General features: G+C 37.9%; 28 protein-coding genes and 1 riboswitch. Of the genes, 12 read left to right on the forward strand and 16 right to left on the reverse strand.

Annotated features, from left to right (window positions below):
• Nucleotides 1-9 precede the first annotated feature (9 nt).
• Nucleotides 10-483, reverse strand: a complete 474-nt coding sequence (locus tag CEQ21_RS10570; RefSeq protein ID WP_185764574.1) for a low molecular weight protein-tyrosine-phosphatase — start codon at nt 481-483, stop codon at nt 10-12.
• A 191-nt stretch (nt 484-674) separates the two neighbouring features.
• Between CEQ21_RS10570 and CEQ21_RS10575 the strand changes: the two genes are divergently transcribed.
• The gene (locus CEQ21_RS10575) at nt 675-899 is read left to right on the forward strand and encodes a DUF1128 domain-containing protein (protein WP_127740065.1); all 225 of its coding nucleotides are present in this window, start codon (nt 675-677) and stop codon (nt 897-899) included.
• Nucleotides 900-966: 67 nt separating this feature from the next.
• Here the strand turns inward: CEQ21_RS10575 and CEQ21_RS10580 are convergent, their stop codons facing one another.
• Nucleotides 967-1,482 (reverse strand): type 1 glutamine amidotransferase domain-containing protein, encoded by a 516-nt coding sequence (locus CEQ21_RS10580; RefSeq protein WP_144456092.1) that lies wholly within the window; start codon nt 1,480-1,482, stop codon nt 967-969.
• 78 nt (nt 1,483-1,560) lie between these two features.
• Nucleotides 1,561-2,271: a trehalose operon repressor gene (gene treR / locus CEQ21_RS10585; protein ID WP_185764575.1), complete on the reverse strand. Its 711-nt coding sequence runs from the start codon at nt 2,269-2,271 to the stop codon at nt 1,561-1,563.
• A 347-nt stretch (nt 2,272-2,618) separates the two neighbouring features.
• Between treR and CEQ21_RS10590 the strand changes: the two genes are divergently transcribed.
• Nucleotides 2,619-2,942: a helix-turn-helix domain-containing protein gene (locus CEQ21_RS10590; RefSeq protein WP_127740071.1), complete on the forward strand. Its 324-nt coding sequence runs from the start codon at nt 2,619-2,621 to the stop codon at nt 2,940-2,942.
• A gap of 249 nt (nt 2,943-3,191) precedes the next feature.
• Here CEQ21_RS10590 and CEQ21_RS10595 read toward each other — a convergent pair whose 3' ends face one another.
• On the reverse strand, nt 3,192-3,311 hold the full coding sequence (locus CEQ21_RS10595) for an anti-repressor SinI family protein (protein WP_375545208.1): 120 nt from the start codon (nt 3,309-3,311) through the stop codon (nt 3,192-3,194).
• A 36-nt stretch (nt 3,312-3,347) separates the two neighbouring features.
• A riboswitch (cyclic di-GMP riboswitch) is annotated at nt 3,348-3,433 on the reverse strand.
• 669 nt (nt 3,434-4,102) lie between these two features.
• On the opposite strand from CEQ21_RS10595, the gene CEQ21_RS10600 reads away from it, so the two are divergent.
• Complete coding sequence (locus tag CEQ21_RS10600) at nt 4,103-4,429, forward strand: helix-turn-helix domain-containing protein (protein WP_127740073.1); 327 nt, start codon at nt 4,103-4,105, stop codon at nt 4,427-4,429.
• Nucleotides 4,430-4,513: 84 nt separating this feature from the next.
• Here CEQ21_RS10600 and CEQ21_RS10605 read toward each other — a convergent pair whose 3' ends face one another.
• From CEQ21_RS10605 to CEQ21_RS10625, 5 genes are all read right to left on the reverse strand, one after another.
• Complete coding sequence (locus tag CEQ21_RS10605) at nt 4,514-5,428, reverse strand: pseudouridine-5'-phosphate glycosidase (RefSeq protein ID WP_185764576.1); 915 nt, start codon at nt 5,426-5,428, stop codon at nt 4,514-4,516.
• A gap of 17 nt (nt 5,429-5,445) precedes the next feature.
• The gene (locus tag CEQ21_RS10610; RefSeq protein ID WP_185764577.1) at nt 5,446-6,543 is read right to left on the reverse strand and encodes a carbohydrate kinase; all 1,098 of its coding nucleotides are present in this window, start codon (nt 6,541-6,543) and stop codon (nt 5,446-5,448) included.
• Nucleotides 6,544-6,665: 122 nt separating this feature from the next.
• Nucleotides 6,666-7,487 carry a flagellar motor protein MotB gene (gene motB / locus CEQ21_RS10615; RefSeq protein ID WP_185764578.1) on the reverse strand — a complete coding sequence of 274 codons (822 nt, stop codon included), beginning with the start codon at nt 7,485-7,487 and terminating at the stop codon, nt 6,666-6,668.
• Nucleotides 7,480-8,280: a flagellar motor stator protein MotA gene (motA, locus tag CEQ21_RS10620; protein ID WP_127740082.1), complete on the reverse strand. Its 801-nt coding sequence runs from the start codon at nt 8,278-8,280 to the stop codon at nt 7,480-7,482. The genes motB and motA overlap by 8 nt, the downstream gene beginning before the upstream one ends.
• Before the next feature lie 504 nt (nt 8,281-8,784).
• Nucleotides 8,785-9,162 (reverse strand): DnaJ family domain-containing protein, encoded by a 378-nt coding sequence (locus CEQ21_RS10625; protein ID WP_185764579.1) that lies wholly within the window; start codon nt 9,160-9,162, stop codon nt 8,785-8,787.
• A 151-nt stretch (nt 9,163-9,313) separates the two neighbouring features.
• Between CEQ21_RS10625 and CEQ21_RS10630 the strand changes: the two genes are divergently transcribed.
• Nucleotides 9,314-9,469 (forward strand): hypothetical protein, encoded by a 156-nt coding sequence (locus CEQ21_RS10630; RefSeq protein WP_164849731.1) that lies wholly within the window; start codon nt 9,314-9,316, stop codon nt 9,467-9,469.
• 156 nt (nt 9,470-9,625) lie between these two features.
• Nucleotides 9,626-11,716: a DNA topoisomerase III gene (locus CEQ21_RS10635; RefSeq protein ID WP_185764580.1), complete on the forward strand. Its 2,091-nt coding sequence runs from the start codon at nt 9,626-9,628 to the stop codon at nt 11,714-11,716.
• A gap of 28 nt (nt 11,717-11,744) precedes the next feature.
• On the opposite strand, the gene CEQ21_RS10640 is transcribed toward CEQ21_RS10635, so the two are convergent.
• Nucleotides 11,745-12,935 (reverse strand): MFS transporter, encoded by a 1,191-nt coding sequence (locus CEQ21_RS10640; RefSeq protein WP_185764581.1) that lies wholly within the window; start codon nt 12,933-12,935, stop codon nt 11,745-11,747.
• A 192-nt stretch (nt 12,936-13,127) separates the two neighbouring features.
• Here CEQ21_RS10640 and CEQ21_RS10645 point away from each other — a divergent pair, with 192 nt between their 5' ends.
• Entirely contained in the window at nt 13,128-13,565 is a 438-nt protein-coding gene (locus CEQ21_RS10645; protein WP_185764582.1) for a MerR family transcriptional regulator, read from the forward strand.
• 33 nt (nt 13,566-13,598) lie between these two features.
• Here the strand turns inward: CEQ21_RS10645 and pgmB are convergent, their stop codons facing one another.
• On the reverse strand, nt 13,599-14,267 hold the full coding sequence (pgmB, locus tag CEQ21_RS10650; RefSeq protein WP_185764583.1) for a beta-phosphoglucomutase: 669 nt from the start codon (nt 14,265-14,267) through the stop codon (nt 13,599-13,601).
• A 307-nt stretch (nt 14,268-14,574) separates the two neighbouring features.
• Here pgmB and CEQ21_RS10655 point away from each other — a divergent pair, with 307 nt between their 5' ends.
• Nucleotides 14,575-15,807 (forward strand): aminopeptidase, encoded by a 1,233-nt coding sequence (locus CEQ21_RS10655; protein WP_185764584.1) that lies wholly within the window; start codon nt 14,575-14,577, stop codon nt 15,805-15,807.
• A 48-nt stretch (nt 15,808-15,855) separates the two neighbouring features.
• On the opposite strand, the gene CEQ21_RS10660 is transcribed toward CEQ21_RS10655, so the two are convergent.
• Nucleotides 15,856-16,977: a DUF4309 domain-containing protein gene (locus CEQ21_RS10660; RefSeq protein WP_185764585.1), complete on the reverse strand. Its 1,122-nt coding sequence runs from the start codon at nt 16,975-16,977 to the stop codon at nt 15,856-15,858.
• Nucleotides 16,978-17,208: 231 nt separating this feature from the next.
• Between CEQ21_RS10660 and CEQ21_RS10665 the strand changes: the two genes are divergently transcribed.
• The 3 genes from CEQ21_RS10665 to CEQ21_RS10675 all read left to right on the forward strand — a co-directional run bounded on the left by CEQ21_RS10665 (nt 17,209) and on the right by CEQ21_RS10675 (nt 18,638).
• A complete protein-coding gene (locus tag CEQ21_RS10665; RefSeq protein WP_185764586.1) occupies nt 17,209-17,478 on the forward strand; it encodes an acylphosphatase in 270 nt (89 codons plus the stop codon).
• A gap of 52 nt (nt 17,479-17,530) precedes the next feature.
• Nucleotides 17,531-17,932, forward strand: coding sequence for a large conductance mechanosensitive channel protein MscL (gene mscL / locus CEQ21_RS10670; protein ID WP_185764587.1), 402 nt, complete (start codon nt 17,531-17,533; stop codon nt 17,930-17,932).
• 67 nt (nt 17,933-17,999) lie between these two features.
• Nucleotides 18,000-18,638, forward strand: a complete 639-nt coding sequence (locus CEQ21_RS10675; protein WP_127740103.1) for a Bax inhibitor-1/YccA family protein — start codon at nt 18,000-18,002, stop codon at nt 18,636-18,638.
• Between the two features lie 34 nt (nt 18,639-18,672).
• Here CEQ21_RS10675 and CEQ21_RS10680 read toward each other — a convergent pair whose 3' ends face one another.
• Nucleotides 18,673-18,948, reverse strand: coding sequence for a hypothetical protein (locus tag CEQ21_RS10680; protein WP_185764588.1), 276 nt, complete (start codon nt 18,946-18,948; stop codon nt 18,673-18,675).
• A gap of 13 nt (nt 18,949-18,961) precedes the next feature.
• Nucleotides 18,962-20,386 (reverse strand): aminotransferase-like domain-containing protein, encoded by a 1,425-nt coding sequence (locus CEQ21_RS10685; protein WP_235907238.1) that lies wholly within the window; start codon nt 20,384-20,386, stop codon nt 18,962-18,964.
• Nucleotides 20,387-20,494: 108 nt separating this feature from the next.
• Between CEQ21_RS10685 and CEQ21_RS10690 the strand changes: the two genes are divergently transcribed.
• Complete coding sequence (locus tag CEQ21_RS10690; protein ID WP_144456119.1) at nt 20,495-21,403, forward strand: DMT family transporter; 909 nt, start codon at nt 20,495-20,497, stop codon at nt 21,401-21,403.
• Between the two features lie 142 nt (nt 21,404-21,545).
• Here CEQ21_RS10690 and CEQ21_RS10695 read toward each other — a convergent pair whose 3' ends face one another.
• Nucleotides 21,546-22,049 (reverse strand): acyl-CoA thioesterase, encoded by a 504-nt coding sequence (locus CEQ21_RS10695; protein ID WP_144456121.1) that lies wholly within the window; start codon nt 22,047-22,049, stop codon nt 21,546-21,548.
• Between the two features lie 84 nt (nt 22,050-22,133).
• A complete protein-coding gene (locus CEQ21_RS10700; RefSeq protein ID WP_185764589.1) occupies nt 22,134-23,069 on the reverse strand; it encodes a magnesium transporter CorA family protein in 936 nt (311 codons plus the stop codon).
• 150 nt (nt 23,070-23,219) lie between these two features.
• Here CEQ21_RS10700 and CEQ21_RS10705 point away from each other — a divergent pair, with 150 nt between their 5' ends.
• On the forward strand, nt 23,220-23,456 hold the full coding sequence (locus CEQ21_RS10705; RefSeq protein WP_185764590.1) for a hypothetical protein: 237 nt from the start codon (nt 23,220-23,222) through the stop codon (nt 23,454-23,456).
• The last annotated feature ends 5 nt before the right edge of the window (nt 23,457-23,461 follow it).

A 23,461-nucleotide genomic window follows, 5' to 3' on the forward strand; every position in this document is an offset into this window, starting at 1 on the left:
TTTGGATAGTTACAGATGGTATTTATTCCTGATTTTTGTCAGCAATCCCTTACATCCATCTGTTACCATCTGGAATACCTCATCAAAGTTGCCAGTATAATACGGGTCAGGTACTTCTTCATATACCCGATTCTTTGCAAAATCCATCAGCAAATGGACTTCGATTTCTTCGAGTTGTTCATTAAGAATCCTAATATTTTCCCGATTGCTGTTATCCATTGCAATTAAATAGTCGAAGCTGTCCAAATCAGCTAGTTGCAGCTGCCTTGCCAGTATCCCTGTATCGCTAATTAAATTCTTTTTCAATATTTCTCTTGTTCCTTGATGCGGCGGATTACCTGTATGCCATCCGCCAGTACCTGCTGAGTCGCATGTGATGCGGTCTTGTAGCTTTTCTTTTTTGACAAGATCTCGAAATATTGCCTCTGCCATTGGTGAACGACAAATATTTCCTAAGCAAATAAATAACACACGAACTTCCATCCTATTTTTCCTCCAATTCATAAGAACATACATTAATTCCTAACAGCATGTTTTGTTTTAGCTTATCGCAATTTGCTTCATTTTGAAAACACAAATATGAATTGACATTTGTTCGTGCACATGAAAAGATAGAAAAAAAGTGGGACAAAAGATTTGCTTGATCTAAGATCCTGCAAAAAGGAGAGATTTTTGTGAACTTAGAAATTAAATCAACAGAAAATGTGGAATATATGATTGAACAAATAAAAGAAAAGCTTAAGGTGCTTAATTTTGGCGCAATCAAACCTACACATTTTGATGAAGAGATGTATGTGGAGTTAAAAGAAATTTATGAGCATATCATGAAAAGAGATTCCTTTAGCCCAAATGAAATGCAGGCATTGGCTGAAGAATTAGGAAACTTGCGTAAGAAATAATATGGCGCTTCTTTTTTTTGCATCATAATAACAACAAACCTGTTAGCATCAGCTAACAGGTTTGTTGTTATTTCTCAAGCAGCTTTAATGATTCTCTAGTAAATGCGGGAATATCTTCTGGTGTTCTGCTTGTCACAAGCTGGCCGCCGCAAACTACTACTTCTTCATCTTTATAAGTTGCGCCTGCATATTCCATGTCTACTTTAATAGACTTATACCCAGTCGCATTTCTTCCTTCTAATGTTTTAGCTGTAATCAATAGCTGCGGTCCGTGACAGATTGCGAAGACTGGTTTATTGCTGTCCATAAAGGATTTTGCGAATGCAACAGCACGATCATCTCCACGGAGCTGGTCAGGCGAAAATCCACCAGGTATAAACAACGCATCAAACTCATCTGGAGTAACATCATCGATACTTTTATCGATTTTTACTTCTGCTTCCTTTTGTTTGCCTGTCACTGTTTTTCCTGCTTCGAATTCAATTGTTACTACCTCGTGTCCAGCTTCCTTGAAGGACTTTGCCGGCTCCGTATACTCTGAATCCTCGAACATATTAGTTATTAATGTTGCAATTTTACTCATATAGGGAACATCTCCTTCTTTTTGATTTCACAGATAAAATTCCCCAAATGGACAAGTTAAAACATTAAAATGCTAAAATTATTCATTTCGCCTTGCAAAATCAACAAATCTGAACTTGTCTGGCCTATGTCTTGATTCAGTATATTGGAAAAGGGTAGCGTTTTCAAAATAGATATAATTCTTCACAACAACAATCGCTTGAAACCCGTCTAAATCAAGAAGCCGATAATCCTCTTCTGTTGGAATCTCAACCGTAAATTCCTTTCTCGCAAAACCGATCTTCAGCTTCAAATCCTTTTCGATATAATCGAAGATCGAATGACTGCAGATTTCCTTTGTAAGTCCAGGCACAAATCTTTCTACAATATAGTCTTTATCAAGAATGATTTTTTCTTTATTTATTTCCCTGATACGAGACACTTCCCAAATCGGTTCATCCTTTTTTAGATTCATTTCCGTTTGGAGAATTGCTGTAGGTATGTTTTTATGAAAGCTCTCAATATGAGTCACCGAGCTACTGCCCATTTTTTCAGCTAATTCCTTAAAGCTTACAAGTCCTGATATTGGAAACTGCAGCTTTTGCATATCTAGTACTAGCGAACCTTTTCCGCGCAATTTTTGGATATAGCCCTTCTGAGCAAGTATATTTAATGCCTTGCGAATTGTTTCTCTTGATGTATCATACCGCTCTGCCAATTCATTTTCAGAAGGCAGTATACTGTTTGGCGCATATTTTCCGTTTCTTATCGCTGTTTCGATTTCTTCAAAAATTACTAAGTATTTATTCATCCTTTTTCACCAACGTTCAATTAGCCTTTTATTTCTTCGCCTCTATTCTACCTTTTTTATTATGGCTTGTCTAAATACGAAAAAACTAAAAAAATTGTAAAAAGAGGTTTAGGCGGTGAAAAAACAGGGTAATGACTATGATGAGTATTAATAAATAGGATACAGGAAAAAATTTTGTTCATAATTTTTCATAAATTAGTACCATTTATTTCGGTAAAATTGTATAATTTATGAACTTTTTTTGGTAGTATTAACAAAACCATCGAACAATTTGTTCTTTATATGGAACTTTTGGATTATATTTGTTATGATATTATTACATATAGTGATAAGGTGTGTGAGACTGTATGATCGGTGATCGTGTTAAAAAACTTCGCTTAGAAAAAAGAATGTCATTGTCAGAACTTGCTGAACAAGCAGGTGTTGCAAAATCTTATTTAAGTTCCTTGGAGCGCAATCTCCAGTCAAATCCATCCATACAGTTTTTAGAAAAAATTGCTTCTGTTTTTAATGTTCCAGTGGACCATCTTATAAATGAACAGCAAAATAAAGATGACCTTGATACAGAATGGCTGAAAATTGTGAAAGAGGCAATGGACTCTGGTGTTTCCAAAGCTGAATTCCGAGAGTTTCTTGAGTATAATAAATGGAGAATTGAACAAAAAAAATAGAACTTTTACAGTTCACTTAAATAAGATAATCATAAGACACAAGCAATTGTGTCTTTTTCATTTATTCTTTAAAGTAGTCTGTAAAAGCAATATATAAACGTACAAAAATAAATCTATGCTTGCTTCATTATATATCTGAATTTTAAAACAATTTAAGGTGTAATAAAAATAAAAAATTGCGCGCAAATTTTCCCTTTACATGAACTAATGAGGTTTTATTAAATACTATTTTTTGAATTAAGTAGTCTTTTAATCGTTATTGATGAAATTACGCACATCTTTTATGTCCAGTCCTATTTTTTTTGCTTCCTTCATTAACTGAATCCATTCTGTGTCTAGTTCTTCTACAACTAATTTTTCCTCTATCACTTAATTCTGCCCCTCTCCCAAAAATACTTATTGTACTTTGGCAGTCCGGCTGTCATTGTTTCACAACTTTAGACCCGTGACTTTGCGTCCCAATCTTTCGAATTGGTTTGCCCTGTTCTTTTATGCATTTTATTATATAACTTTTCTTTTTACATATGTGCATAAATTTGTCAGAAATATAGTATTTTAACAAATTATTTTTCTACTTTTTTCTACATTCTACCTTTTTTTGGTATGTATTTTCGTGCTATTTGTTTAATCCTGTTGGTTTCTGTCAAAATATCCGACTAATTTTTATTTGTCTTTTTTTACATATTGATTTCTATATGCTGATAAAACTTTCTTAAAAGAATAATTTACATGAATTTTTTCAAAGGTCATTGCATCAAAAAACGGGTACTTGGTAAGGTCATTATTACAGACTGGACAAAACCATTCTCCTCTTTCACTACTGCTGTATGATGGCCTATTGCACTGATCACAGTTTTTTCTATACATATTACACCTGCTTTACATATTCAATAGTCGCTTGAATGGCTGATGACCATTAATATCAAAAATAGTTCTTTTTAAATGATTTTTTGTTCTTTTTATAGAACTTATAAATTCAGTATAGTTCAATTATCTCATTTTGGAAAATTCTAAAATCTGCTATTTTTTCTCTTTAACGAACGAATATCGTTCTTTTTCTCGAATATACTCCGTTTTGCTAGCTTTTTTGTATTTTTTATTGAACAAAACGTTCGTTATAATGAAATTATGTTTTATATTACATAAGGAGATTTTTCTAAATGGTTGGTACAGCATTGAAAAGATTGCGGTTAGAAAAAGGCTACTCTATTAATGAGTTATCTGACCGGGCAGGTGTCTCGAAGTCTTACTTAAGCTATATTGAGCGGGGAATTCAAAAGAATCCTTCCTTACAGGTCCTTTCAAAGCTTGCTTCTACCCTTGACACACATGTGGAAGAGTTACTCGAAACAAATCCAACTTCAACGGACAACTTGGATTCAGAATGGGTAAACTTAGTAGAGGAAGCCATTAAAGAAGGAATAACAAAAGATGAGTTTTCTTGCTACTTGGAGTTCATTAAATTCAAAAAGTCATCTGCAGATTAACGGCAGCTTTTAATGGATTCGCTTCCATTAAAAAAAGACATATGGATCAACCAAAAAAGGAAGCACCATATGTCTTATGCCGGATCACTTTTTGTTTAATTCAACAGCAATCCTTGAGCCTACTTCAGCATTATTTTTTACTAATGCAATATTTGCAGTTAAGCTTGTACCTTCAGTAAGTTCCTTCACTTTGCTAAGCAAGAAAGGTGTAACGTTCTTACCGCTAATGCCATTTTCCTTCGCTTCATTTAATGCCGTTTCAATGATGTTTGTAATATATGACTCTTCCATAGCATCATTTTCAGGGATTGGATTTGCAATTACCACTCCGCCTTTAAGGCCAAGCTCCCATTTTGTACGAATCATGTCTGCTGCCAATTGTGGCTCATCAACAGTGAAGTTGACGTTAAATGGACTTGTTCTTGTATAGAAGGCAGGTAATGTTTCTGTACCATATCCAACAACAGGCACACCGAATGTCTCCAAGTATTCAAGTGTTAATCCAATATCAAGGATTGACTTCGCACCAGCACATACAACAGCTACACTTGTTTGAGCCAGTTCCTGTAAGTCTGCAGAAATATCCATTGTTCGCTCTGCTTCACGGTGAACTCCGCCGATTCCGCCTGTCACGAACACTTCTATCCCAGCAAGCTCAGCACAAATCATCGTTGCAGCAACAGTAGTTGCACCATTTTTCTTATTTGCAATCAAATATGGCAAATCTCTTCTGCTTGCTTTTTCAATATCATTGCTTTGTGCTAAAAATTCAATTTCATCATCAGAAAGTCCTATCTTAATTTTCCCATCAATAATGGCAATTGTTGCAGGCACTGCACCGTTTTTACGGATAATGTCTTCAACTTCTTTCGCCGTTTCTACATTTTGCGGATATGGCATTCCATGAGAAATAATCGTTGATTCAAGTGCCACAATCGCCTTGTTGTTCTTCTTAGCCTCTAATACCTCATTTGAGTACTCTAGCCAACTTGTTTTCATGTATTCATTTCTCCCTTTTAATCAAAGTATTTTTTGAAGGTATCTTGCAGTTTTTTCTGGTTTAATAATGGATTAACTGTTTCGTGTGATTGCAGTGTCAACAGTGAGCAAGCAATGCCAATTTTGCAGCAGTTTTCTGTATTCAACCCTTTTAAATAAGAGTACATTATGCCAGCAACTAAAGAATCTCCCGCACCTGTTACGTCTTCAATTTCAATAGGAGGGGGCAAAATGACACCAGCTTCCCCTAGTTTTGTAAAGAAAATCAGCCCCTTGTCCCCACGAGTTATTACCACTCGCTCGACGCCTTTTTTCATGATGATTTCAGCGGCCTTAAAGAAGTCACCTTCCTCGTAAATCCTCATATCAGATAATGCCTCTGCTTCATCCTTATTGGCAATAAGCCAGGTTACTCCCCTTAGGTCATTCGGCAGCTTCTTCACTTTTGGAGAAGAAACAGGTGTGACACAAAGCTGCAGATTTTCCTTCCTGCTTCTGACAATAACTTGCTCAAGAACGTCAGCAGGGAAGTTTGTATCTAAAATTATTAATTCGGCGGAGGCAATATGACCCCAGCGCTTTTCGATTATGTCTTGTGTCATACTGTCGTATATAGACATATCGGCCAAAGCGACTGTCATCTCTCCTTCTACATCAAGTAAAGCTGTGTATGTACCTGTAACATAATCTTCTGAAACGAGAGTTGGTTTCATATCAGCGTAAAGCTTTGTATAGTCAATTATCCAATCACCGCTATGGTCTGCCCCCACCATTGTTAACAGGGAGCTGTCCATTCCAAGACGCCCAAGGTTTTCTGCAATATTGCGGGCAACCCCGCCACATGATTGACTCGTGCTGGCAGGATTTGAGGTTCCGAACTTAATCTTCTCCTCGACTTGAATTTTTCTGTCTATATTAGCACCACCAATGCAAATAACTTCTCTTTTTTGTGGTAATACATAGGCCCTTCCTAGCAGTTTCCCTTCACGTGTTAACGCAGAGATATATCCTGCAACTGCTGATCTTGATAATCCTGTTTTTTCGGCAAGTTCATTTTGCGTTAGGAACGGATTTTCTTGTATCAGCTGCAATATCGTAATCTCTTTTTCATTCATTTTTTTCACCTCCATATTTTACAACTTATGTTTAAATTATAAACTTATGTTTATTTCAGAACAAGCATTATTTTCTAATTTTTCGAAACTATACGGTTTTGACAAAAAAAAGAAGACTATTTCTAGTCTTCTGAAACGGTTCTTGGCTGTATTAAAATTTCAACACGTCTGTTTTTCTCTCTGCCTTTTTCTGTTTTATTGCTGGCAATCGGCTTAAATTCACCATAACCTTTTGCACTGAAGGAACTTGGATTCAGCTTGTCATTATTACGCAATAACAGCTTCATAAAGTTAATCGCTCTGGAGACACTTAAATCCCAGTTTGATTCGAACTCCGCATTCTTAATCGGTACATTATCTGTATGACCGCTGACAATGATGCTTCTCGGCGGGTCCATGATTAAAAGATTGGAAATCTCTGAAACTAAATGTTCATCCTTTTCTCTAATATTGGCATTTCCTGATGTAAACAGGACATTATCTCTTATGGAGACAAGCAAACCTTCATCTGTTAAGGAAGTCTCCAATTTATCTTCTAAGTTGTTTTTTTCTATATAACTATCTAATTTATCTTGAACACCTTGCAGCTCTTCTTGATCTTGCTTTTGCTGCGCCTCTGAAAGCTCTTCCTCTGACACATTTGTGCTCTTAGAAGATTCTTCCTGAGATGCGTCTCCCTTGGTTTTATTGTTTTCATCCAAGTCGGACTTTTCTTCTACTTCAGCAGGAGTAGGACTTGGATATTCAAAGATACCTGTTCCTGCTTGAAATTCCTGATTAAAAACTTCTGCCAATGCGGCAAACTTTTTCTGATCAACAGAGCTCATCGCATATAAAACGATAAACAATGCCAGCAATAATGTCAGTAAGTCAGCATATGGAACAAGCCATGATTCGTCAACATGCTCCTCATGATGCTCCTTTTTCTTTCTTTTCTTACTCATTTCCGCTCACGCTGCCTTCCATTTCCTCAAGGAATTTCTTCCTTTCAGATATCGGCAAATAGGATGCTAGTTTTTGTTCGATAACACGTGGTGCTTCTCCTTCTAAAATAGACAGGATTCCTTCAATCATCAAGTATTTTTGTTTTGCCTCGATTTTTGACTTTCTTTTCAGCTTGTTAGCAAATGGATGCCATAATACGTAACCTGTAAAGATACCAAGCATTGTTGCAACGAATGCTGCTGAGATAGCATGACCAAGACCTTCTGAATCGTCCATATAACCTAATGCGGCAATTAGCCCGATAACAGCTCCAAGTACTCCAAGTGTCGGTGCATACGTTCCTGCTTGAGTAAAGATTAATGCAGAAGCCTGATGGCGATCTTCCATCGCTTCAATTTCTTCTGATAGAACATCACGAATATATTCAGCACTTTGACCATCTACTGACATAGACAAGCCATTTTTCAAAAACGGGTCTTCCACTTCATCTGTTTTTGATTCTAATGCCAACAAACCTTCTTTACGTGCTAATTGAGCCCATTCAGAAAACATGCGGATAAGCTCCTTCGTGTCTGGAACCTTTTGTTCTTTAAAGATGACTCCAAATAATTTAGGAACTTTTTTAATTTCACTTGTAGGGAATGCAATAACTACCGCTGCTATAGTCCCTAATATGATAATCAAAAGGGCAGCTGGGTTTGCAAGAACAGAAGGGCTTACCCCTTTAAAGACCATTCCGACCCCGACTGCGATAATTGCTAATATAATACCAATCAATGATGTTTTATCCATAAAAACCACCTATCATACAGTTTATTCTTTTATCTTTTATTGCTATTACTTTTTTGTTTTATTACATTTTGATGACTTTCTCTTCCTTTTCTTCGACATTTCTCAGCAAGTTTTTAGAAAAAAATTGATTTTTATTTATATGAATTTTGTGAACGTTTTTTGAACACGACAAAAACAGCTGAAAAAAAAGCAAAATATAACCTTCTAAACATCAATAATTATTATTTCTGCTAGCTAAAACTACCTTGGGATTTCAAATATAGTATAGGTTTACATTTAGTTCATCCACTGCGTGCGACGACTAGCTTTCCCTTAGTAGAAGTCGTGTGTCTCCGCTCCATCTCACTAGTATTTAAAACTAAGAACAAAAAACTGAACTATTAATCGATATCCGATAAATAGTTCAGTTTTAACTAAGACTTATTCTTATGTCACAACATCTTTCTAACGGTGAATAAACACTTTAAAGGTGGATTGAGTAAGTATTGTTTCTAAATAACCAGGCTATCTCCTCAATTTATCCTCTACCTTTTGCTGGTAGCTGCCAAATAGTTTTGAATGGCTGGTCCCTGTTCTTTTTTTCATTATTTGGTGGAATTGGATTAGCTTCTGATTGTATTTGGTTTGTAATTTTGCTGTTTCAGCTTTATCCGTGCATGCCTTGATAAGATCCTCGATTGAAAGCAATTCTTGCTTTATTTCATTTTCTTCGACTGAATGTCCGCTATTTTTCAAAATTCGGTAGGCCATGCGCAATTCCTGCGGCACAGCTGCCAAGCTGTCTTTAGGCAAGGGTTTTCCGAATCCAGGAAGATTATTGAATTCTCCGTCTTGATAAGCTCTTTTTATCTTATCTTCCGATACAATTGAAGAGAAATCCATCAATGCACATCCTTTCTTTTTTTATAAGTATAGCCTAGCAAAGGAGGAAATTCTTCACTTATACCCGTATTTGCGATTAAAAATATAACGTTTAGAAGAATAGAAATCTTTCTTTATCAGGACACTATTACAGTAAGAAAGGGGTGTAATAATGGCTAGAGGAAAACATTTCGAACATAAGAAAAAGCATCACCCAGGTCCACTCCCAGAAGGTGTAAGAAAACATACACATGCAGAAGATGCACCTGAAGATGAAGAATTTATCGTGACACAAGAAGCTTTTAAAAATCGTATAGAAGAAGAATGACTGCATGGAAAGGCGGCTTACTTGCCGGCTTTCCTCTCCATAACTATCCTCCGTTTATCCATTCCCGAACAACAAATGGTATAATATTGTTGATAAGACCTGAAGGCTGCAGGCGATTTGCCTGTTAAGATACAACAGGTGCTGGAAGGAGCAAATATGAAATCACTCGTACTTTGTGAAAAACCGAGTGTGGCAAGAGAAATTGCCAGAGTCCTCGGATGCAATAAAACATCGAAAAGCTATATAGAATCAGACAAATATATCGTGACATGGGCATTAGGTCATCTTATTGAATTGAAGATGCCTGAGCATTATGATCCTAAATATAAAAATTGGGATTTAGCCGACTTACCAATCATTCCAGACAAGATGGATCTTAAAGTCATGAAGCAAACAAGCCATCAGTATAAAGCAATTGAACAGCTTGCTAAAAGAAAAGATGTTCATGAATGTATCATCGCAACAGATGCCGGGCGTGAAGGCGAGCTAGTAGCAAGATGGATATTGGATAAAATGCGTTTCCAAAAGCCAATGAAGCGACTATGGATTTCTTCACAGACAGACAAAGCAATTCTCGATGGGTTCCGTAAATTGAAATCAAGCAAAGAGTTTGATTCATTATATGCATCAGCAGTATGCCGGGCCCAAGCAGATTGGCTAATCGGCTTAAATGTAACACGCGCATTAACGACTAAGTTTAATGATCCCCTTTCTGCCGGAAGAGTACAAACACCTACTTTATCTCTTGTTATTGAAAGAGAAAAACAAATTCAAGCCTTTGTACCGAAGGAATATTGGACAATCAGTGCCAAGATAGGAGAATCAAGCGCACAGTTTGAGAAAAATGGAGACAAACGAATTTTTTCTCAAGAACAAGTGGAAGGAATTATTAACAGCACGAAAAATGAGCGCGCGATGGTCACTTCCATGACACGTAAGGAAAAAACAGAGCATCACCCTCTTCCATATGATTTGACAGAGCTTCAGCGTGATGCAAACAAAATTTTCGGCTTTTCTGCTAAAAAGACATTAAATGTTATGCAAAAGCTGTATGAACAGCATAAATTAGTGACATATCCAAGAACGGACTCCCGCTACTTGACGACAGATATGAAGGATACCATGCTCGATAGGCTTCAAAGCGTGTCAGCAGCTTACAAGGAAGAAACACAAAAGCTGCTTGTCAAAAAAGGCAAAATGGAAGCAGCAAATATATTCAATAATGACAGGGTTTCGGATCACCATGCCATCATTCCAACAGAACAGGCTGTGTTCCTTCATAAGCTGGATAATGATGAAAAGAAAATATACGATTTAATTGTTAAGAGATTTCTAGCACTCTTTTATCCGAAGTATAAATATGAAGTTATTGCGACAACATTGACAATTGGCGGACATAGCTTTGTTATTCATGATACAAATGTAATCGAGCCTGGGTTTAAAGTTTTAACGGGCACAAAAGCTACAAGCAACACACTTCTCAGCTCCTTAAAGCAAGGTGAGGAAGTCGCCGTCAGCTCTGTTAAGAGTGAGCAAAAATGGACAGAGCCGCCACTTCGTTACAGTGAAGCGGATATACTAGGCAAAATGGAGAAGTTCGGCTTAGGCACACCTGCTACAAGAGCTGAAATTATTGAGCGCCTTGTTACAACAGAGGTTGTTGAAAGACAAAACGGCCGCTTCCACTCAACTCAAAAAGGGAAACAGCTTCTTGAACTGGTTAATGATGACTTGACTTCGCCTGAGCTGACAGCGACATGGGAGCAAAAGCTTGAGGACATTGCAAAAGGCAAAGCAAATCCAGATAAATTTATGCAGGAAATTAAACAGCAGACAAAGCAGTTTATTCTTGAAATAAAAAACAGCGATAAAGCATACAAAATCCAGAATCTTACTGGTTCTAAATGTCCAGAATGCGGCTCTTTCCTGAAAGAAAAGAACACCAAAAACGGCAAGCTTCTTGTCTGCTCCAGCATGGACTGCAATTTCAGCAAACGGAAGGATCCTAAGCTTTCCAATAAACGCTGTCCGCAATGCCATAAAAAGATGGAAATCCATAACGGAAAAGCAGGCACCTACTTCCAATGCCGTAGCTGTAATGTTGTTGAAAAGGCAGAAGATCGCAAGAAAAAAGTCAGCAAAAAAGAAGAACGAAAGCTTGTTCAGAAATACACGAAGGATGAAGGCTTCGGCAACAGCCTTGGTGATTTATTAAAGGCAGCTATGAATAAAGAGGACGATAAATAAGAAAAAGCAGACCAATGGTCTGCTTTTTTCAATGTGAAATTCGGTCTACATGGTGAAGATGCTTTCTGCCTGTTGCAACAGCTGCCATTGCCAGCAATACAAAAATTGCTCCGACTATAAATGGCACATGCGGAGAATATACCTCTGCCAATTTATTCGCAAGCCACGGTCCAACTGCTCCACCAAAAAAGCGAACAAAGCTGTAGGCTGCCGAAGCTGTTGCTCTCTCAACAGGAGCTACTTCCATAACTGCTGTCGTTATAAGTGTATTGTTTGTTCCTAAGAAAAGCCCTGCCACAATAACTGCAACAATAATTACTGCCTTGCTGTCTGTCCAGATGCCCATTGCGAGTAGTGTTGAAGCAAATAAAATCAGCATGGCAGTCATTGACTTAATCGTACCGAATCTTTCCTGCAGTCTTGGCGCAATGAAAACAGAGGTAACAGCTAGACATAAGCCCCAGCCTAGAAAGACGTAGCCTAAACCATGTTCATCCAATTCCATCACAAAAGGAGAGTATGCCATCAATGTGAAAAAGCCTATATTATATAAAAAGGCCGTTAATCCTAAACGGAATAATCCAGGATATTTAAGTGCCTTAATCGGATCTAAAACAGAGCTTTTCACCTTTGGCTTTTCTAATTTAGGCATTTTCAGCAATAATGCTAAAAAGGCGATAATCATTAAGATACTTACACCGAAAAATGGTCCTCGCCATGAAATCGAGCCAAGTTCCCCGCCAAGAAGCGGACCTACTGAAATACCTAAGCCAATTGCTGCTTCATAAAGTATAATAGCTTTTGCCGTTCCACCCGTTGATAATCCAACAATAGCTGATAATGCTGTTGCAATAAACAATGCATTTCCTAAGCCCCATCCGCCGCGGAAGCCGACAATCTGCCAGATACCATTAGAAGATCCTGCTAAGCCAGCAAATACGATTGTAAATAAAATCCCTGTCAGCAGTGTCCATTTAATCCCAATCCGGCTTGATACAACCCCAGTGATTAACATTGCAATCCCTGTGATCAAGTTATAGCTTGAAAACAATAAAGATACCTGACTTGGTGTCGCATCCAACTGCACAGCAATTGCAGGCAAAATCGGATCAACAAGCCCCAGTCCCATAAAGGAAATAATCGTTGCACAAAAGATTACCCAAATGACTAGCGGCTGTTTATTTGGTGTTTCCAATGAAGTAACAGTCTCCCTGCTCATTAATATCATCCTTCTTTTTATTAATTAATCGATTTAATAATCCATGTAAAGTATAACCCTTATTAACGTTTACGTCAACGTTAATGTTTGGTGGTGAATCGCTTGCTCTTTTCTTTTCAATATGCCAAAGTTAATAAGAGTTAGTTGGATTACATGCTGCTTTTTTAGAGCATTGTTAAAAGGAGCAACAATATGGAATTTCTGAAAATTGATGATGTAGCCAAAAGGAGCGGATTGACTAAACGGACAATTCGTTACTATGAGCAGATAGGACTTATCCCTTCCCCAGAAAGAAGTGATGGGGGTTATCGTTTATATACAGAAGAACATGTGACACTATTACAGAAAATCACCAACGCAAAGGATGTACTTGGCTTCTCCCTTCAAGAACTGCAGGAGTTCATTGCTTTAAGTGATGCTTTGGAGCTGCAGAAAATTGATTATCGGCAAGTAAAAGGAACGAGCCTGCAAAGAGAAAAGCTGGAAAGAATATTAGAAACGACATTAGAGCAACTGAAGCTGATTGAGTTAAAAAAGCAAAATATCCTTAAAGTCGAGGAGGATATAATCTCATTAAAGAACCGGGCGGAGGCTGCATTAAAAAGATGGGCCGAAGAAGACAGTAAATAACAGAAAGCCAGCATTCCTCATGCTGGCTTTCTGTTATTTACTATTTGCAAACTGGCTGAGCAATTCCTCAACAGTTAAATAATCTGTACTCGGTACATTCCACTCTGCTTGCTTCAATGTAGCGGAATTTCCGATGCTGACGGAAAACATTTGTGTTTCCATTATTCCTTTAAGCCCTGCCTCCCCATCTTCCACAGCTGCACAGCTCTCATATGGAACACCAAGGCAGTCGGCTGCTGTTAGGAATATTTCCGGATCTGGCTTTCCGTTTTTCAGCTTTTTGGGATCAACAATGCACTCAAACCAATCTTTTATACCGAATTTCTCCAACAGAAATGGAGCATTGGAGCTGGAAGAAGCAATCCCCATCTTAATGCCAGATTTTTTCAGATGGAACAGGAATTCATACATACCAGGAAGCATGTCTCCTTTTGTGAATTCAGCAATAAGCTCCCTATAGTACTCCCCTTTTTTATTTCCTAGCAGCAGCTTCTCTTCCTCTGTAACATCCCTGCTGCATCTGTTCGAAAGCTCGTCCATCAATACCTTCCGAGGTATCCCTTGAAAGCGAAGGTTGTCATCTATTGTATATGGAACCCCAAGCTCATCAGCAATTCTTTTTGTTGCTTCATAATAATGCTCGACAGTATCTGCAATTACACCATCAAAATCAAATATAACAGCTTTTAAAGTTCGTTTCATGATTTCCTCCGTCACGTAATAATCTATATATTATAGCAAAAACTTAGAGGTGATGCCGTCTCTCGCTAAATCAAAAATAAAGGCTAGTTATTATCGGAACATAGCTTTATTGCAAATAAATCTTCTACTATTATGACAAATCAGTTTATTTATGAACGTAAACAAGCTACAATGAATAAAAGGATTTGCCACATCAGACATTATATTGATAAAGCAGAACGACTCTTGCATGCAAATTGCGAGATATCGTATCAGCTCTTAAAAGGCAATCGTTACATATTACGCTCTTTAGCAAAGGAGAATAGCAATGAGTACATTTCAGCAGAATTTAGAAAAATACGCAGAACTTGCAGTGAAGGTAGGAGTTAATATCCAGCCTGAACAAACGCTTGTAGTTAATACAACAATCGATGCAGCAGAGTTTGTCCGCCTAGTCGTTCGCAAAGCATATGAAGCAGGTGCAAAAAATGTTGTCGTGAACTGGACAGACGATACTGTTACAAGAACAAAATACGAGCTTGCGCCCGCTGAGGCATTTTTAGAATATCCGGAATGGAGAGCAAAAGAAACAGAAGAGCTTGCTAAAGCTGGGGCTGCATTCATGTCCGTCCTATCATCAAGTCCTGATTTACTTAAAGGCATTGCAACAGAAAAAATCGCTAACTTCCAAAAGGCATCTGGAAAAGCATTGAGCACCTTCCGTAAATATGTGCAATCAGATAAGGTCAGCTGGACTGTTGTCGGTGTCCCTTCTGCTGCATGGGCGAATACTGTATTTGCAAATAAACCGGAAGAAACACGCGTTGACCTTCTTTGGGACGCTATCTTCAAAGCATCCAGAGTGGATCAAGAACAACCAATCGAGGCATGGAAGCAGCATGACAAGAATCTTCATGAAAAAGTTGATTACTTAAACAACAAAGCTTATAAAAAGCTGCATTACAAAGCTCCTGGCACAGACTTGACAATTGAACTGCCAGAAAACCATCTATGGTGCGGTGCTGGAAGTATTAATGAAAAAGGCTTTGAATTTATGGCAAATATGCCAACTGAGGAAGTTTTCACAGTACCTCACAAAACTGGTGTAAACGGCACTGTTGCAAGCACAAAGCCATTAAGCTATGGCGGAAACATCATCGACAACTTCTCCGTAACATTTAAAGACGGCAGAATTGTTGATGTGAAAGCAGAGCAAGGCGAAGAGATTCTGCGCCAGCTTGTTGAAACAGATGAAGGCTCTCATTACTTAGGTGAAGTCGCACTTGTACCGCATCGCTCGCCTATTTCAGAGTCCAATATTCTTTATTACAATACATTGTTTGACGAAAACGCATCGAATCATTTAGCAATTGGAAGCGCGTATGCATTCTGCATTAAAGGCGGAAAAACAATGTCCAGCGAAGAATTGGCTGCTGCAGGTTTGAACGAAAGTATTACACATGTCGACTTCATGATTGGGTCTGATAAAATGGATATCGACGGCATTACAGCAGATGGAAAAACAGAAGCAGTCTTCCGTAATGGAGATTGGGCTTTCTAAGAATAACCAAAAACAACCCTGGGAGATAAGTCTGCCAAGGTTGTTTTTTTATTTACTGTCTTTTTTGACAAGCTGAATTTGCTCTAATTGCTGGCTGCTGTCCAGAACGAATTTCATTTCATAATGGTTAGCAGAATACATAGCAATGTAGCCATCATGATTCTTGTTTGCTGAAAATGTATTTGGCTTACCTAATATCTCATTGATAATAGACATATTTATCTTAAGGCGCATGCCAGGAATCGCAATCGAAGTTACCTGCTTTGTCTGATCATCATAGTAGTATGTGACTTCCGGGTAAGTTACCATCATTGTTCCATCACTTTGCTTTGCATCTGTATACTCTTTATTTGACTTGGTAATTTCGCTTATGCTTGTACCAATTGGATACTGGCTGCCTAACAGCATCCCCTGCTCCGCAATTGTTAAAGCATCTTTTGAGAGAGTAAGATTTTTAAATGGCAAGTAGTATTCTTCCTCCTCAAGCCATTGCTCCATTTCCGTTTCTTTATCAATATAGGTTGTGTCCGTCTCTTTCAGCTGCAGACGCTCTGAACTCAACGTCCATGTAGTCACTTCGTACAAATCGGAATTCTTTTTTTCTGCTGTCTGCAGATAGTTTTGCTGGATACTTTTGATTTTGCGCTTTAAGACTGGAATTTCCTTATTAGAAAGGGACGCAAGCTCTCCGTCCTTCATCACATACAGTGATGCAACAGTATTATCCTTAGCCTTTGTTTGATAGACTGCAATAATACTATGCTTATTGACGGTATATGTGCTAATATTTTTATTTTTAGTATTAAATACGAGCGGTTCCCGCAGTTTAATCGCTTGTTTAAGCTCTTTTTTATCATCGTCTGACTCCGCCGTTAAATAAAGGGAAAATTCCCCTTCTACAATAGAATCATCTTTATCTCCGAGAAAGCTATCCTCTTTAAGTGGATATTTTTCTGTTTCATCGCCAACTAAATATGCTTCGTATACTTCATTGTCCTCCTTAAGTGTTAAAGAGGATATTGCATTTTCCATGATCCACTCTACCTGTGTTTCAGCAAGTTTCGCCGAAGCCTCACTCTCTTCGGTCTTTTTTGAACTTAGTTGAATTGCCCCCACGACAACCAAAACAGCACACAATATAAGTATGCCAATATATATATATAGTTTCATTATATTCTCCTGATTATAAAAACACGTAATTTGCTTATCTTTTTTTAACGTACTTATTAATATTAACAAAATGGCTACCTTTCTACAAATCAAGGTTTTTCCAGTTTTCGTTTACATATTATTTGGAAAAATCAGCATAAGGCTGCAGCCCTTTTGGGACTGGCTCCTTTTTATGTTATCCTATACTTAGTTCTGGTCAGAAAAACGATATATGGAAAGGGTTGATATTTAATGGTTCAATATCATCTTACCATCAACGGAAAGGTTCAAGGCGTCGGCTTTCGCTACTTCGTCCAAATGAAGGCAATGGAATATAATGTACATGGCTGGGTCAAAAACAGAGACAACGGTTCTGTTGAAGCTGTCATTTCAGGACCAAAGGAAACGCTTGAAGTATTTATTGCTGACATTAAAAAGGGAAACAGGTTTGCCGCAGTACAGAATGTGGAAATCACTGAACAGCAAGCCGAGTCGTTTCGCTCCTTCAGCATTCGTTACTGACTCTTGGTTAGGAACAACAAAAATTAGTGTTATTAAAGTTAGGAGTTTTTTTATGTGGAAAGAATTTAAAGCCTTTGCTGTCAAAGGCAATGTCATCGATCTAGCAATCGGTGTAATTATTGGCGGGGCATTCAGCAAAATTGTCAGCTCCCTTGTGAATGATATTATCATGCCGATAGTCGGAGTTCTCCTTGGGGGTGTTAATTTAACAAGCCTTAAATTAACCTACGGCAAGGCAACTGTCCTTTATGGACAATTTATCCAAACAATATTAGACTTTTTTATTGTCGCCTTTTCTATCTTTATGGTTATCAAGCTGATTACCAAGTTCAAAAAGAAAAAAGAAGCAGAAATTGTCGAAGAAAAGGCACCATCCATTGATGCAAAGGAAGAATTATTGATGGAAATCCGAGATCTCCTGAAAAAAGACCGAGTCAGACAAGAAGAAAATTAATTTTTTTTGAAACATAAACTATGTTTCATACGTAAAGAGGTTAAAATATAAACAATGGAGTGACTTTATGTACGCGCATAGTGTTAACACAAATCATTTACCTGCTGTCTTAAGAGCATTTGCCTTATCCTTAGGAATTGCAACTGTTGGAACATTAGTAGGTAACTTTATTCCAGCTTCACTCTTTTTACCATTAGCAATATTAGAGGTTGTGATGCTTGTTATTGCCTTCTTTCTTAGAAGAGGGAAATCAATGTCCTATTCCTTCCTTTATGCCTTTACGTTTATTTCGGGAATAACGACATATCCAATCGTTTCCCATTATATATCCACTATTGGTGCAAATGTCGTGATAATGGCTTTAGGAACAACAACAGTCGTATTTGCTGGACTTGCAATATATGCAACGACAACAAAACGTGACCTTTCCTTCCTCGGCGGAATGCTAATGGCAGCATTACTTGCCTTGATTGTGATCTCTATATTTAATATCTTCTGGCCTTTAGGCACCACTGCGATGCTTGTCTATTCCTTTATCGGAGTGCTTGTGTTCAGCGGATATGTACTTTTTGACTTTAACCGTATGAAGCACTACGGAGTTTCAGCAGAGCAGGTACCATTAATGGCTTTAAACCTGTATCTAGACTTTGTGAACCTGTTCATTAACATCTTAAGAATCTTTGGAATTCTTTCAAGTAAAGATTAACCTAAATGCTGCCTGTTCACTCAGGCAGCATTTGTTATTTCAGCAATCTTCCTTTCACATTGCGAATGAATTCGGCTGGATCATCCTTAATAATAAACGAGAAAACTCCTTTATTTGTGTGCAAGTACAGCATTTGATAAAGGTTATTTGTTTTTTTTACAGATATGTCATAAACAATCTCTAACTGAAAAACATTTTCCTCAGCCATAATTCTGTCACTGCAAAGAATCAGGCTTTGTTTTATCTCTTGGACGACCTGCCTATTAAATTCAATCCTTCTTGTGACAACATAATAAGCCAATTCTGCCATTATTACCTCCTGCTCATTTATGCATATTGTCTGTCAATAATGAATCATAAATACTTGTTAGTAAGTGCATTCCTTTTCTTATGCCTTGTTCATTTAGAAAGGAATAGCTGAGCCTTATATATGGAATATCCCGTTCTAAAGGGTCACAAATCTGACCCGGAACATAAGAGACAGAGTTTGCAAGCGCCATAGCCTTTAGCTTGTTTTTATCCATTGTCTCGTCTATACGCACCCAAAGGTTTAGCCCGCCTCCAGGGCTATCCCAATGGAAGGAATGGTCCCGAAGTGCCTCTTCCATCTTTTCCTTCCTTATCTGCAATGCTATTCTCAGCTTTTCCATATGTGTACGCACCCTGTCAGATGTTAGATAAAACAAAAAGGCCTTCTGGCTTAGAAGTGGTGTCCCATTATCAGCAAGTGCCTTTCCTTTAATCAGCCATTTCATCAGACTTGGATGTGCGACCATTGCACAAATTCTTAATCCTGGAGCCATATATTTGCAGAAACTTCGCAAGTAAATAATATACCCACCCGTATCATAGGAGTAAATAGGCGGTGGCGGAGTTTCGTGAAAGTAGATTTCACGGAAGGCATCATCCTCGAGAATGATACATTGATATTTTTCAGCAAGCTCTGCCAGCTGTTTTCGCTGCTCAATTGGCACAGTATAGCCTGTAGGATTCTGATATGTCGGATTTGTGTAAAACAACTTTGGCTTATACTTCTTCATAAAGTATTCCACTTCTTCTAGACAAAAACCTGCTGCTGTTATAGACACAGGTATAAGTTTTGCCCCTCTGTTTGCGAATATATCAGCCGCACCACTGTAAGTCGGGCTTTCTATCAGCACATAATCGTGTGCTTGAACAAATACCTTGGCAATGATATCAATCCCTTGCTGTGCTCCAGATGTGATTACTATTGATTCCTCTGGTATGTATAAACGGTCGTACTTTTGAAAGTAGGCTGACATACCTGCTATTAGCTCTTCATCACCTTTAACATTTGCATAAGTTCCAAGCAAAAGCGGATATTTGTCAAAAATCTCCTTAGCATGCTGAGAAAGGTACCTATTAGGCAATAATGTCGGATCAACAACGGATGCTGAAAATTTATAAGTGACTGGCTCACGATGGATATCGGAGAGATGACTGTTATGAATATAAGAACGAATTGCTGGCTGCTCCTCTGATATATTGCTTATATGGTCACTATCTTTTCTGTAATAGCCTGTTTTATCCTTTGCATAAACATGCCCTTCCTCTTTTAAAAGCTGGTATGCCTTCAAGATAGTCAAACGATGAACACCAAGAAGCCCGGCAAGGCTTCGTACAGAAGGAAGCCTTTTATCTTTTGGCCACTCCCCTGTTTGGATACGTGTTAGCATATATTCATATACTTGCTTGTAAAGTGCCGTTTGTTCAGATTTCATAACCATATTGATCCCTCCTTTATCCATTATTGTACCATTTCCTTAAATCTGTTCTATGTGAAATTATCTGGTCTGTCCTACCTGTTTTACAATAACGGCAGGAGGGATTTCATAATGACCATTTTCTTGTATAGTTTAATGTGTTTTATTTTTGGAACTACTTTTTTAGCAATCAAGGTTGGAGTTGACGAAGGCTTTCCACCCTTTCTGTCTGCAGGAATCCGTTTTTTGGCTGCAGGCGCAATTCTGTATATCATCCTGCTTGCCCGTAGAAAGACATCTTGGAAGCTTCTTTTGCGCAAAGAGCTGATGTTCACAGGATTTACCTTAACATTTATAACATTTGCTTGTCTTTATTGGGCAGAACAGTTTGTTTCCTCAGGAATTGCGGCAGTGCTGTCAGCTTCTGCTCCGATTATCATTATTCTTATCCAAACTGCCTTTATGGGAGTAAGAATTGATAAAGCCAGCATTGTCGGTATCATACTAGGATTCGCTGGAGTTTTCTTCCTATTTCTTCCGGGTCTATCCATCACTTGGAATACTTTCTGGATTATCGGGTGCGGAATTATCCTTTTTGGTCAATTTGGCTATGCAACAGGTTCAATTTGGTCTGGGAAAACGATTAGTACATTTAAAAAGGAAAGTCCAATGGCATTGAATGCTGTGCAAATGATATACGGAGGACTGTTTCTGCTGCTTTTATCTCTATTCGCAGGGGAACCTGCGCCTAATATAACCATACCGGGACTTTTGTCGATTCTTTATTTGACTGTAGCAGGGTCCATGATTGCCCATACTATCTATTACTATCTTGTCGCAAAAACAAATGCCTTTCTTCCTTCGACGTGGTTATATGTTTCACCTTTAATCGCGTTAACAATAGGTCACTTTTTTTATAACGAAGCTGTTCATCCGGTCATGCTTGTTGGTGTTTTACTGATTTTATCAAGCCTTATTTTAGTAAACCTTGGAAAGATACTGCAATTTGTGTCCATAAAAAAAATGGCATCCTCTAAATGAGGACGCCATTTTTTCAAGGGCTTTCGTCTAAATAAGACAAAGAAAGACGGATAAGACAAGATTCTAGAAATATCATCATTTCCTGGAAAATAATTTAGCTATTCGACAGCATTTCCTATAAATCACACTTCTAGATATCTGTTCACTTGGACTTATATTTCCGAGCAAGCTCCTGTGTCTCTGCTTTTCTGTTTCTTCTCATCTGGGCACGAACTTTACCTGATTCAAACAAACTGATTTCTTCTTCCGTTTGTGGGACAACCTGCGGCACTGCTGTTGGTTTGCCGTGTTCATCTATGGCAACCATTGTCAAAAAGCTGAGAGCACAAAGATGTTTTTCTCCTGAAAGCAAGTCTTCAGATGTCACCTTTACGAACACCTCCATAGAGGAGGTTCCTGTATAGGTTACAAAGGCTTCTAAACAAACTGAATTGCCCTCTTGAATTGGATGAAGGAAATCAACTGAATCAGTTGAAGCTGTCACAATATGCTTTCTTGCATGTTTCATGGCAGCAATAGCAGCCGTATCATCGATATATGCCATTAATTTTCCTCCGAACAATGTGCCATAAGTGTTCGTATCTGTGGGGAAAACAATGCTCGTTTTAACAACAAGCGACTCACTGCAATATTTAGAACCTACCATATATCCTCCTTAGGATTGCTTTCTAAGATTACTTACTATAAGTATTATATGTAATTTACTATTTGCCGTCTATTGGGCTTCATGCTATTGAAAAAAAGAATTTTTCTTTTTTGCCTTTAGAAGATCTCCCATCCAGCCCCTTGTTTTTAAATAAGCATAAATCAGTACAGTAGTCAGGACGATTAAGGCAAGCGAAATGGCATAGCCAAATTTCCAATCGAGCTCAGGCATATATTTAAAGTTCATCCCCCACAACGCTCCAAGTGCCATAATAGGCGTACAAAGGGCTGTAAACACTGTCAATGTCTTCATAATTTCATTACCGCGATGCTGAGAAACAACCTCTTCAAAGTGGACGAGATTATTTAATTCTTTTTCATACTCATCAACTAAAGTAAGTCCTCTCTGAATTCGTTTAGAAACGCGCTTATAATCTCTGCCATCTGTGACATCATCCCCAAAGGCTTCCTCAATGGCAAACTTAAGCTCTAAAAATGGCATCATGACGTTTTTCCAAATAAGTATTTCATGCCTTGACTGATAAATCTTATCTAAGGTTTTTGTACTATTTTTCTCTTTTACGTCCCATATCAACTCATCTAGTTTCTCCTCGTATGTATCAATATGGTAAAGAATATCTGTCATAATGTTGCCAAGTATCACCATAAACCCATCTACAGAGGAAATCGAATTGCTGGCAGATTGAATAATATCTGACCTTTTATTAAGATGCAGGCTGTTATCATGATAATCCAATGTGATGAGATATTTATCAAATAGGTAGAAGTAAAACAGCTCATAATCTCCTCTTTCCTCAATTTTGCGATTATAGATAAGCGAACCACTTAAAGACTCCTTGCCGATTATGGATGTATCCATTTCCAAATAGTTTCCCTTTTTTTCATTGATAATTTTGTGCCAATCTTCAATAGGAATGTCCACGTCTGCTTTTAATTGGTCGATCTCTTCAATCTTTTCAAGTGCATACCAAATCCACTCGCCCATGTGATGCTTTTTCAAAAAGACCACTCCGATCGTTTTTTGTTTCTATTTTCCCCTATTTCTGTAAAAAAAAACTTAAATGTATTTGAGCAAGGTTTCTCCGCTAATACTCTTGGGTAAATATAAGTAAGCAATAATTATTGGACAAACTATTCGGAGGGATGAATTATGAAAACGATGCGAACATTGGCGGTTGTAGGTGCAGGCGTTGGGAGTTATCTTCTCTTTACCTCAAAAGGAAAAGAAATGATGCAGCGAGTCACTCAGATGTTACACTCCAAAAAGGACGAATCAACTATCATGAAGGCTGGAAACCCCGATCCGCAAGATATCGATGACAATAATATGGTTAGTGAAGGCGCAATGTATTCAGTAAACTACTATAATAAGCAGCGACCAGAGTAAGAAAA

The organism is Niallia circulans (assembly GCF_007273535.1).
Classification (GTDB): domain Bacteria; phylum Bacillota; class Bacilli; order Bacillales; family Cytobacillaceae; genus Niallia; species Niallia circulans_B.